General features: G+C 41.3%; 11 protein-coding genes. 5 read left to right on the top strand and 6 right to left on the bottom strand.

Translation table 11 applies throughout. The annotated features are described in order from the left end of the window. Positions 1-4: 4 nt before the first annotated feature. A complete protein-coding gene (gene rimO, locus AC6JA8_RS17590; protein WP_497974970.1) occupies positions 5-1,387 on the bottom strand; it encodes a 30S ribosomal protein S12 methylthiotransferase RimO in 1,383 nt (460 codons plus the stop codon). A gap of 84 nt (positions 1,388-1,471) precedes the next feature. Between rimO and AC6JA8_RS17595 the strand changes: the two genes are divergently transcribed. Continuing rightward, a complete protein-coding gene (locus tag AC6JA8_RS17595) occupies positions 1,472-3,568 on the top strand; it encodes a lytic transglycosylase domain-containing protein (RefSeq protein ID WP_497974971.1) in 2,097 nt (698 codons plus the stop codon). Here the strand turns inward: AC6JA8_RS17595 and AC6JA8_RS17600 are convergent. Then, positions 3,561-4,172: a LolA family protein gene (locus AC6JA8_RS17600; protein WP_497974972.1), complete on the bottom strand. Its 612-nt coding sequence runs from the start codon at positions 4,170-4,172 to the stop codon at positions 3,561-3,563. The two genes, AC6JA8_RS17595 and AC6JA8_RS17600, sit on opposite strands and share 8 nt — an antisense overlap. A gap of 204 nt (positions 4,173-4,376) precedes the next feature. Between AC6JA8_RS17600 and AC6JA8_RS17605 the strand changes: the two genes are divergently transcribed. The 4 genes from AC6JA8_RS17605 to AC6JA8_RS17620 all read left to right on the top strand — a co-directional run bounded on the left by AC6JA8_RS17605 (position 4,377) and on the right by AC6JA8_RS17620 (position 8,444). After that, positions 4,377-5,333, top strand: coding sequence for a hypothetical protein (locus tag AC6JA8_RS17605; protein ID WP_497974973.1), 957 nt, complete (start codon positions 4,377-4,379; stop codon positions 5,331-5,333). A 96-nt stretch (positions 5,334-5,429) separates the two neighbouring features. Continuing rightward, positions 5,430-6,338, top strand: a complete 909-nt coding sequence (locus tag AC6JA8_RS17610; RefSeq protein ID WP_497974974.1) for a glucosamine kinase nucleotide-binding domain-containing protein — start codon at positions 5,430-5,432, stop codon at positions 6,336-6,338. Beyond that, positions 6,335-7,432 (top strand): N-acetylglucosamine-6-phosphate deacetylase, encoded by a 1,098-nt coding sequence (gene nagA, locus AC6JA8_RS17615; RefSeq protein ID WP_497974975.1) that lies wholly within the window; start codon positions 6,335-6,337, stop codon positions 7,430-7,432. The genes AC6JA8_RS17610 and nagA overlap by 4 nt, the downstream gene beginning before the upstream one ends. Then, positions 7,416-8,444 (top strand): SIS domain-containing protein, encoded by a 1,029-nt coding sequence (locus tag AC6JA8_RS17620; protein WP_497974976.1) that lies wholly within the window; start codon positions 7,416-7,418, stop codon positions 8,442-8,444. The genes nagA and AC6JA8_RS17620 overlap by 17 nt, the downstream gene beginning before the upstream one ends. Here AC6JA8_RS17620 and AC6JA8_RS17625 read toward each other — a convergent pair. The 4 genes from AC6JA8_RS17625 to AC6JA8_RS17640 all read right to left on the bottom strand — a co-directional run bounded on the left by AC6JA8_RS17625 (position 8,441) and on the right by AC6JA8_RS17640 (position 11,658). After that, positions 8,441-9,868: a C1 family peptidase gene (locus AC6JA8_RS17625; protein WP_497974977.1), complete on the bottom strand. Its 1,428-nt coding sequence runs from the start codon at positions 9,866-9,868 to the stop codon at positions 8,441-8,443. The two genes, AC6JA8_RS17620 and AC6JA8_RS17625, sit on opposite strands and share 4 nt — an antisense overlap. A 127-nt stretch (positions 9,869-9,995) precedes the next feature. Beyond that, positions 9,996-10,679 (bottom strand): VOC family protein, encoded by a 684-nt coding sequence (locus tag AC6JA8_RS17630; protein ID WP_102245124.1) that lies wholly within the window; start codon positions 10,677-10,679, stop codon positions 9,996-9,998. A 5-nt stretch (positions 10,680-10,684) separates the two neighbouring features. Further along, positions 10,685-11,149 carry a hypothetical protein gene (locus tag AC6JA8_RS17635; RefSeq protein ID WP_497974978.1) on the bottom strand — a complete coding sequence of 155 codons (465 nt, stop codon included), beginning with the start codon at positions 11,147-11,149 and terminating at the stop codon, positions 10,685-10,687. After that, a complete protein-coding gene (locus AC6JA8_RS17640; RefSeq protein ID WP_497974979.1) occupies positions 11,146-11,658 on the bottom strand; it encodes a cupin domain-containing protein in 513 nt (170 codons plus the stop codon). Before AC6JA8_RS17640 ends, AC6JA8_RS17635 begins: the two co-directional genes overlap by 4 nt. Positions 11,659-11,671: the final 13 nt, after the last annotated feature.

The raw sequence follows: 11,671 nt of genomic DNA on the forward strand, positions 1-11,671 counted from the left end.
GCTCTTAGCTTAAAGATGTGACTCGACCAACTAAATCGTAATCCAACACTTCGGTGATCTCGACATGAACGAGATCACCGATTTCTACCTTACGGCCTGATAAATCGTTAATGATCACTTTTCCGTCGATGTCCGGAGCTTGTCCAAAGTGGCGACCTTCGATTAGAAGTTCTGTTTCCTCGTGCTCCCCTTCGATGAGAACAGGGATAACCTTACCTAGGAACTCTCCGTTAAGCTCTCTTACGATCTCTCTTTGAGCTTCGTACAGCCTGTCAAAGCGCTCTTCAATAACGTCTTGAGGAACTTTTGGTTGAAGTTTAAATGCAGGAGTCCCTTCTTCATCCGAGTATCTGAAAATACCAAGGTGGTTGAAGCGTGCCTTTTTGATTCCTTCTAGAAGTAATTCGAAATCTTCTTCAGTTTCCCCCGGGAAACCAACGATGATAGATGTTCTAAGAACGATTCCTGGAATGCGAGTTCTCAGGCGCTCAATTCTTTCATGGATTTTTTCACCAGTGATTTTTCTGTTCATGCGCTTAAGCACGTTTGAAGAGAAATGCTGAACTGGCATATCAAGGTATTTACAGATCTTTTCTGATGTCGCCATGATCTCGATAACTTCATCAGTAAGTTCGTCCGGGTAGAAATAAAATAATCTTACCCAGTCGATTCCTGAAACTTCTGTCAGACCTTTTAATAAGTGAGACAGTTTATTGTTTTCATCTAAGTCTACACCGTAATCTGAAAGGTCCTGAGAGATGAGGTTGAGTTCTCGTACCCCTGTAGAAGCCAAATTCTTAGCTTCATTTACAAGCGACTCAACCGATCTCGATCTCAGTTTTCCTCTAAGCTTTGGAATAATACAGAAAGTACAGTTCCTGTTGCAGCCTTCAGAAATTTTTAACCACGCCGTATAAAACGGCGAAGTGTTTAAACGTGGATCGTATTCTGTGTGGATGAATTTTGGAATTTCCACGAATGATTTTTTTTCTAGTTTTCCTTCTTCCATCGCGCGAAGAAGAAGCGTGATTTTGTTGTACTCACCTGTTCCGATAATTAAATCAGCTTCAGGAATTTCGGCTTCAAGTTGCTGAGCGTATCTTTGTGCCATACATCCAGAAATAACCAGCGCCTTGCAACGCCCATTTTCTGGATCTTTAAAATCGGCCATATCTAGGATGGTATCAACTGATTCTTTTTTTGATGCTTCAATGAATGAACAAGTGTTAACAATGATGACTTCAGCGGCTTCTGGTGCGTCGGCAATTGAATAGCCATCCAGCCCCATGTATCCTAACATGACTTGTGAATCGACGAGGTTTTTTGAACAACCAAGCGAAGTAAAGAAAACCGTCTTATCATTGAAAAGTTTTGTTGATAATTCCACTGTGTACCTAACGTGTTTTTTAATTTAAAAAAGCTAGGACTAAATAGTACAAATTAGTTAAATAATCAAAGCTTAAAGGGCCCTATGAAAAAAATACTGCTTATCACTCTTCTCTTAACTGGCTGTTCTTCAAAGCCTATTAACCCTATTCCAGCTCCGGGATATGCCCGCATGAGCGCCCTAAAAAGTGCCCTAACTGAGGGAAATAAGTCATTTGAGACCCAAAACGATGCTGAAGAGCTGGCCCAGGAATACCTAAAAGCAATGAAGGCTGAGTCGGCAGGAGACACAAAGAGTGCCTGCAAACTTTTTAAGAACCTGGCAGAAAATGAGTCCTTCCCGCTCAATCAAACAGCTTTAGTGCACACTCTGACGAACTGTTCATACTCGGCTTCTGAACTTAGAAGTATCTGGGGCCAGACAGTGATTGCCAGTTATTTAAAAGAAGCTTACCTGGATTCATCTCTAAAGCTTGCTGAAAAATATCAGATCGATGAGGCCGCAGCGAATTTCTCATACGATCTAGTGGCCTTCAAACAAGTTCAATCTGAAAAGGTGAAGCTACTTCAAAACGCTATTAAACTGGCGCAAAAAATCAACCGCCCAGAACTTGAAGAAAAGTTCTTTGCTAAACTCACAGAGGTCTCTCCACTTTTTTCAAAAGATATCAACAGAGACAACATTTACTCTGTCGCTAAAGATTTTGAATCCAGCCGCGAGTTTGAAAAAGCACGCGATCTTTACCTGGAAATAATCAATGGAGAAGAATACTCTTTTGAAGAAAAAGTGAAAGCTTACAACTCATACCGCACATCTTTTAAAGTCGCCCGCGACCTCAAGATGTTTATGGAAAAAACAGGAGAGATGGAGCTTTACTTAAGACAGCTCCTCGACAACGATCCAGCGGATACAAAACTTCAGGAAGCCTGGGTTGACGCAAAAATCAATTACGCCCGCGCAGTCTGGACAGAGCACCTGAATGCTGAGGCCAGAATCATCCTGGAAGACGTAATCGAAAGAAAAGTTGGAAACGCCAATCAAATGGCGACACTTTACTGGGTTTACGGCTCTCTTCATGTTGAAAGCAAAGAATTCCCGGAAGCTCTTGCGAAATACGAGAAAGCTTCAACCTACAAAGTCACAACTCTAGACCTGCAAGAAAATGTTCAGTGGGCACTGGTGTGGAATAAGTATTTAACAAAAAGATACGAAGATATGCTCAGCGATGTTGATCGTTTTGTAAAAAAATCATCGAATCCAAACTTCATCCACAAACTAAACTTCTGGAAGGCCCGTGCTCTTTATAAATTAGGCCGTGAAGATGAAGGAAAGGCACTGTTTCAAACAACGGCCGCTAACGATGCTTTTGGCTACTACGGTCTGATCTCTTCGATGCAAACTCAAGAGCCACTAGCTCCGCTAGCGCCGACAGAAATCATCAAAGACCCATTTGGGCACTTAATTCTCGACTGGCTTATTGCCGTTGATGAAAAGGCCTTTTCAACTAAAGTCTTAAAAGAGATCAATTCACAATTTAAAACAATCGCTGAAAGAGAAAGAGCGATGTCGCTCTATGCTCTGACTGGATGGTATCAAGGGGGAATGGTTCAAATCTATAATTTCCCAATGAAAATGAGAGATGACCTGACAAAAAAATATATTTCAGTCGTCTTCCCTATTCCTTATGAAAATATTTTTGCCCGTTACTCACAAAAGTACAAAGTTCCAGAGGCCCTGCCATTTGCCATTACAAGGCAAGAGTCCGCTTTTAATCCTAACGTTCGTTCATGGGCCGACGCTTTTGGATTAATGCAAATGATCCCTGAGAAAGCGATAGAGCTTTCAAAAAAATACCACATTCCTTATAAAGACTTTAATGACCTTTATAAGCCTGAACCAAATGTGGAGATGGGAACGGCACTCCTGTCTGAATTACACGCGCTATTTAAGGGAAAATTCGCTCAAAATGTAGCCGCCTATAACGCTAGCACTGAAGTGATTGCGGTGTGGGAAAGAGAGAGATTTAACGGGGATTATTTAGAGTTTATTGAAATGATTCCTTATGAAGAAACCAGAAATTATATCAAGCTTGTTTTCAGAAACTATATCACTTACAAGCGCGTTTTAAAGAACGAAGAAGTCCTGATTCCTGAGGACTTCTTCGCAAAACCATTTAATTAACTTTTTTAGTGTTGGCCGGCGGAGTGAAATTAAATCTGTCGGCCCCTGGTCCTTGATTCACTTTTAAATCTACAAATTTAAGTTTTGATCTTTTTCCATCAGGAAAAACCAACTCAATTGTATCGACGTCTTCAAACTTCTGGCTTCCCTTCGTCTTAAAGTAAATCACAGACTCTTTAATCCCTAGCTCTTTACTGGTCTTCGCTTTAAAAATGATAGTTGCCGGCTCGCCCTTTTTCACATCATAAAGATCGTTGCTTACCAACCCATTTTTTAGAGAATCAAAGAATCTAATATAGATATTTGACCCTTCTTTAGAGGTGGCTTCAGTCACCTCACCTTGCTCACCTTCAATAAAAGGAGCGCGGTAGTACCATGACTTTGTTCCGTTACTTACAAAGATCACAGTGCTTGGTGTATTGGTTTCAAAGCGGATTTGCCCTGGGTACTTATACTCGATGGCCCCTTGTCCTCTTTTTGTTTTACCTTTAAGGGTGCTGGTATATTCCTGCTCAAATTTTGAGGTAAATGACTGTGGTAAAAAATCAGCAAAGCTCGCTGAACTAAAAAGCACAAGACCTGCTAACAATCCGATATTTTTCATAACGTAATCTCCAAATTAATCTCTTCTCCTCTAATCATGCCGTAAAAGAAATCAAAGCTCAATTCCTGTCGCGGTCAAAATGACACTGATTTGGCAAAACAATATGTAAGGTCGTGTAAAAATCTCACAGTCCTGGCCTTATGGTTGACTTGAATCCTGCTTCTTTCTATATAGATGACGGATTTATCACCAAGAGGAGAATTTATGAAACAACTTATGCTGGCCCTGGGACTTCTAAGTGCCTTTAATGCTTTTGCTTCAACTGTTGATGGATACTCACTTCCAATCACAGGGATTCAAACTGAAGAAAACTTTACTCTAAACGCTGTTCAAACAAGAACTGAGTACAGAAATGAAACTGTTGCAAGAACATGTTTTAGAACTGTATTCGATGGATACCAGACAATCTGTCGCCAAGAACCAGAAACGTATTGTTACGAAGACCATATGTCTCGTAGAATTTGCAGCACTAGATATGTGAACCGTTGCTCTTCTGAAGCACGCTACAGACAAGAAGCTTACACTTGTTACCAAACAATCTCTGTTCCATATGAAGTTCCTAGCAACAATGTTAAAGCTAACGTAAAAGTTAAAGTAACAAACACTCCAGGTGTACTTGCTCCTCATAACACATGTAACCTGAATTCAACTCTTGAAGGTTCTTCTTTCAGAGTAAACGCAAGCTGTTCTGAGTTCATCGTTCTTGCAAAACAATCTGCTGATGAATCACGCGTTGGTGATACAGTTATCCAAAACCGCGTTCTTGACCTGACTCTTGTTGACGCTAAGAAATTAACGGCTCCAGTAAAAGGTGGAATCGGGGAAATGAGATTAGAAGGACAAACTCTTGTTCTAAGAACTGGGGACCTGACAAAAAACTCTAATTTCTCTCTAAAACTTTTCGTAGAAAGAAGAAAACTTCTTGGAAGCGATGACACACTCATCAACCGCAACCTGGCACCAAGCGAATACTCTTTTGAAAAAACAGGTGAGGATTTCGGTTTAGTTAAGATTAATCTTTCTAACCTTCTTGGTGGAATCAACACAAAGAAGAAACACGTTATCAGAGTTAACCTAAACGTAGCTGCTGATTTAACTGGTGCTCTTAACACATCTCTTCCTTCACTTTCAGCTGAAGAATCAATTACTGTAAACGACTAAGACCTTATAACAGTCAGGAGATCGCATCTCCTGACTGCCCTTATCAACTACTTTTATCTCTTTGACTCAAATCCCTCCTGCCCATAAAATTGAGGCATGAACAAAAGCGCAATTGTAAACCCAAAGATCGTGGAAGATTACACTATTAAATACCTCGTCGGTGTTGATGGTGGCGGAAGCGGAACAAGAATTATCGTCACTGATAAAAAACTCAAAATTTTGGCCAGTGCTCAAGGCGATCCTTCGGCCCTAGGTCAGGGAATTGAAAAAGCATGGAGGGCCATCGTCGATACATTGGCGCGTGCTTTTCACTATGGAAGCATTCCAGTTCCTATGCTTTCTGAATGTGCCATTGGACTTGGTCTTTCGGGCGCAAACAATGTCATCTGGAAAAACGAATTCTATATGCGCAATCCGGGATTCAAAAATATCATCGTCGACACTGATGGCTTCACGACTCTCTTGGGTGCACATGGTGGTAAACCTGGCTCAATCGTCGCTGTCGGAACAGGAAGCGTGGGCATGGTGATGAATGCTAAAAATGAACGCAAAGATGTTTCAGGTTGGGGATTTCCTTCTGGTGATGAGGCCAGCGGTGCCTGGCTTGGTTTGCGCGCTTGCGCTCTTACTCAAAAGACAATTGATGGCAGAAGAGCTGATTCAGCACTAAGTGACGCCGTTTTAAAATACTGTGGCAAAGAGCCTTCTCAGTTTTTAAACTGGCTTGGTAATGCTGGTCAAAATAGTTTCGCTCAACTAGCACCTCTTGTTTTTCAAGCTGCTCCTCATGATCAGGATGCCAGAGAGCTTCTCATTGCCGCAGGAAAAGAAATCGAACAAATGGCAAAAACTCTCGATCCAAATAATGAACTTCCCCTTTCAATCTGTGGAAGACTTGGTGAAGCCTTAATCCCTTATCTGCCAGAAGCCACAAGAAAACGCAATCAACCAGCTCTTGGTGATTCAACCATTGGTGCTCTTCTTTTAATTGCTGAGGAAAGATGATGAAAACCATCAAGGCCAATATTGTGACTGAAAATGGTCTGACAGAAGCACATCTTTCTTACTCTGATAAAATAGAAAAGATTGAACTCAAATCTTCTCTCAATCCAAATCTTCCCAAACTTGTTTCAGGCTTTATTGACCTGCATGTTCACGGTGGAGGTGGAGCTGATATCATGGAGGCCGGAGCCTCGGCCGAAACGATTTCTAAAACTCATGCACGTTTTGGAACAACTAGTTTTTTGGCAACGACGATGACAGCGCCTTTTAGCGAATTGGAAAAATCTTTTCTCGCTTTAAAAGAGAGCTTTCAAAACAAGAAAAAAAATCACGCCCGCATTCTCGGCGTGCATTTAGAAGGACCTTTTATCAGCGCTGATAAATTAGGTGCTCAACCCAATTTTACTCGTGAAGCGACTTTAAAAGAAATCAATCATCTCCATAGCATTGTTCCCATTAAAGTCATTACACTGGCACCGGAAGTTTTCAATCACCTGGATTTAATCCCTGAATTAAAAAAGATGGGAATCACAGTTCAGATCGGGCACACCAATGGAACATATGAACAAGGTGTAACCGCACTTAATCAAGGTGCAAAAAGTTTTACTCACCTCTTTAATGCCATGTCGAGTTTTCATCACAGAGCACCCGGAATGGCGGGAGCCGCTCTTGCTCATGCTGAGTACGCTGAACTTATCCCAGATTTAGAGCACGTTCATCCAGGAGCTATTAAAGTTGCCTTAAAGTCCATTCCCAATCTTTATTTCGTCACCGACTCTACAGCGGCAACCGGGATGCCAGATGGCGATTACAAACTTGGAAGCCATACAGTCCATAAATGTTTAGGTGGTGTGAGACTTGCTGACGGCACACTGGCAGGAAGCGCTTTAACAATGGATCAGGCCTACAGAAATCTTTTAACCATTGGTTTAACGGAAGCTCAGATCACTAAAAAGCTTTCTGCTATTCCAGCAGAAGTCATTAACATCAACAACCGCGGACAAATTAAAACCGGCCACTTTGCCGACTTTGTTTTACTAGATAAAGAAAACCGCATCAGCACTGTTATCATTGAAGGAGATGAATGTGATTTCTAAAATGCGCACAGAGGCCCTTGAAGCCGCTGCCGTTGTCGAGAGACAATTTAAAGAAAATACGGGACTTTTAAATCACATCACTGAAGAGCTAAGACGCCTTGATCCTTACTCTATCGTTAGTATTGCACGCGGAAGCTCTGATCATGCCGCTCAGTACTTAAACTACCTCGCCATGGCCAAATTAGGAAAATTGCCTACATCGCTTTCAATGTCGATTTTAACTCTTTATCAAACTCAACTTGATGTCAGTAAGTCTGTAGGGATCGCGATTTCTCAATCGGGACAAAGCCCGGATGTGGTAAACCCTCTTAAATATTTTTCAGAACATGCTCCGGCCAGTATTGCCCTGGTCAATGATATTACCTCGCCTCTGGCAAGCTCTGCAAAATGGACTGTTCCTCTTCATGCAGGTGCAGAGAAATCAGTGGCAGCTACAAAAAGTTTTATCGCTTCTCTTTCTGCTTCAGCTCATTTAGTGGCCAGCTGGAAAAAAGATCACGATCTTCTCGATGGACTTAAGGCCCTTCCCGAAGACCTAAAAGCAGCGCAGGCTTGCGACTGGACTTCAGCAATTCCTGCTTTAAAAAACGCTAAAAGAATCATGGTGGTCGGGAGAGGATTTGGTCTTTCTCTGGCGCTGGAAGCTTCATTGAAATTTAAAGAGACTTGCTCTATTCAGGCGGAAGCCTTTAGTGCGGCTGAAATTAAACATGGACCACAAGCTTTAATTGAACATGGATACCCTTTGATTGTTTTTGCCAACAGAGGACCTGCCCTTCATAGTATGCTTGACTTGGCCGCTGACATGAAAGCAAGAGGGGCCAATGTTATTCTGGCCGCACCATCATTTGTAAAAGAGAAGAGTTTAACGATTCATTCGGCGAAGTCAGAAGACCTGGATATCCTAAGTGCTGCTCAATCATTTTATTTAATGATTGAAGAACTTTCGAGAAGCCTTGGACTCAATCCAGATGAACCAAGACACCTCTCGAAAGTTACTAAGACAAATTAATTTTTGATTTCAATTGTTTTCATGTCGGTAGAAGTGTAATCGCTTTTGCCGGCAGAAATTCTTTCAGCAGCAAAATAAATCTGATACTTCCCATTTTTAACGTTTCCAGTCCTAAAGCCCTGGCGCATTTTTTCATTCCAATTCTGGGTATTGCTTCTATAAACCACTTCACCATTTAGATTACTAACCACAAAATTGATATTCTTCGGTGGAATCCCAGTTGAACCTGTATTAATAGTTAACGAAAGCTCAATTCTTCCCTGAAGAGGTTTTGATAAATCAATCAAGTCGTCTCCCCAGGCAATCGTCACTTCTGAAGGTTTATTGGCCACATAAATAGAAATAGGAATACTTCTTTGCCCTTCTGAAATAAGCGATAGCTCATACTCTCCGTCCTCCAGCCCCTTAGTATCAAGAGAGCAGATCGAGTTTTCTATACTGCAATTTTCAACCAGGATGTTTTGTTGAGCTGACTTAAGTTCAATTTGTGCTGGTGTTTCAGCTGCATTGGTATAAGCAAATGATGTTTTACCGTGGATAAAATCGCCAGTCTTTAAATCATTAAAGGCCAATTTTCTCGATGTCTCTCCGACTTCATACTTCCAGGTTAAGTTGGCAATCCCCGATGGGTCACTATAAGAAATCCAGGCATACCCGCTTTCTCCCCAATCTTCCCCCCAAGAGTTTTTAATCAGCCATGCTTTCTTCTCATCATCAAACCCAACCAGGGCCACAGCATGACCTCCGACCTTTTTTGAAGTCGTCGCTTTATAGATTCCTCCTTTGTAATAAAGGAAATCTTCACGTGCATTCATCGTCGTTAAAAGTGGACCTCTTTTTAAGGCCTCTTTAACTTTTTTATCACTGCCACCAAAACGTGTACTTGGTGTTGAGCTCGATGTGATTTTAATCACGCGTTCACTTTGGTTTTCGCAATAATTCTCCAAACACTGCTCGTTTTTCCCGATAGCTCCTAACTTATAAGGAGCACATGCTAAATCAACAGTTCCGCCAGTCTTAAGTTGATACGTTGCCCACTCTGGCAACCATCCAATAGAGCAGCTCCCCTGACCACAGTCAAAAAGCATCTGCTGAGAAAACTGAGGTTTTAACCAAGAGAGTTTATTGTCGATATTGTATTGGCCTTCTAAAACAGCAACAGAAGCAAAAGCAACACATGAACCACAATTACCTTGATTACTTACAGGTGAAAGCCAGTTTTGTCCGTCGACATTTCGCCAGTCCCACTTTTCCTTAACAGCATTCTCACTGTAAGTTAGAGTGCCTTCCGGTGTGACTAACTTGTTTCCAAAAAGCTTGCTTCTTCCTTGCGCATCTAATTTTGAGACCCAAGTTTCACCTCTCGTCCAGGCAAAGCTCGAAGTGCTTGCGATCAGAAGAGATAGAAGTAAAATTGATTTCATAAATACCTGACCATTTTATTGTGTTTAAGATTCATTCTTAACTAAATGATCGCATAGATATTTTTAAAAATTTTAGACAAATTATTACATTGAAACAAAAAAGGCTCCCGAAGGAGCCTTTTTTAAATTAAGCGTATGGATCAAAGTTGTTTTCAAGATTGTTGAGACTGAATTCTTTATCAACATAGAAAGGCGAATACACCACTTCTAAAATCAATTTATCCGGGCCAGAAAAAAGAACGGAGTAATAATGGTTGTCACCCGATGGCCCTGAGCTCTTTACAGTTTCCATATTATTCTTCTGGATAATTTCACGGTAGAAATCATCTACGATTTCTTTCGTTTCAGCGTAAAATGCCAGTTGTTTTGGTGAAGCAGGTTTTGACTCCATGGCCACTGGATAAAGGATAATTTTCATCGTCCCGTCAGTATAAGTCGTATGGTCAATGCGGCTGACGATTTTTTCCCAGCCCAGGCTTAAAAGAACAGAGTCGTAAAAACGCACGCTTTCTTTATAATTTGAAACCGCAAGGTCCAAGTGGGCCATCTTTACTCTCTTTACACCCCACTGCCATTTTGGTTTCTCTCCATAGCGGAAACAAATCATTGTCAGCCCCATTAAAAGAATAGGTACTGATGCCCATGCATAAAAATACTGAGTGCTTCTTTCCACTTCTAATGCTTTTAAAGTCAGGCGGATTGCAATAGGAATGACAACTACAAGAAGAGTGACAAACCATCCTTCCCAAGTGATTGGAGTCCATCCCCATCCGTAAGTTTTTCTTCTAAACCAAAGTTTATTTTTTCTCATTGCTCTTATCTCTTAATCAGGCTGTCATGAATTCCAAAATAGAATTCGCGTTTAGTATTGTATGAGTTTAGATAAACTCTTCCGCCTTGAATAGAGACGTAAGCGCTATCATTGAAATAACGGTTTAAACGAGCTGCCGCAGTTCCTTTAAGTTTGAAAACCTGAACCTCTCCTACCTTCTGGAAAGAGTTCATTGGGATATTGAAAGTGCACGATCCATAGATTTCATTAGCGTGATTTCTTAAAGCATCACACTCCATATTGAAACCTTCCTGATCGATATATTTTCTTTGCTCAACTCCTTTCATTGAGGCCCAAAGTTCTCCGGCCTCAAAAGGAGTAATCAAACCATCATCAGCTACACTGATTGAAAGGACATTTAAATCTTTAATTAAAACAGCTGAAAAATCAGTCTGGGCATACAGACCAGAGGAAAAAACAACTGCTGCTGCGAGGATTAACTTTTTCATTCCACAACCTTGGTATTTTTGCGGGCCTTGCCATCATGGGACCCTAATGTTTGTTTCGGACAGTCTTCCCAGAAATCGCCTAAAGCCTTGCGCTTTTCATTGGCCTCTGAGTTTAGCGGGTAAATGATCTTGTTTTCTTTTTTCGGTCTTTCACCACCAACTAATAATAATACATTTTTGTCTGTGTTATTCAAAAAAGTGTGAGCAATTCCAGTACCCGCGGGAAAAGCTACAAAATCTCCCGGCACCAATGGATGTAAGACTCCGTTGATCCAGACGTCAGGATGCCCCTCAAGCACGAAGGCGAACTCCTCTTCTGCACTTTCTGCATGAGGCCATGAAGTTCTTCGCCCCGGATGGATTAGTTCAATATGAATACCAATTTTCTGCAGACCCAATAATTTTCCAACCGGTGCCCCAATACTCATCAACTCGGAATCTCCTTCATAATGAGAATCGTCAGGGCCAAAAAGATCTTTGTAGTTTCCGATGAAAGACGGGCGTTCCATAAATTTTCCCAAA

The organism is Bacteriovorax sp. HI3 (genome assembly GCF_059738875.1).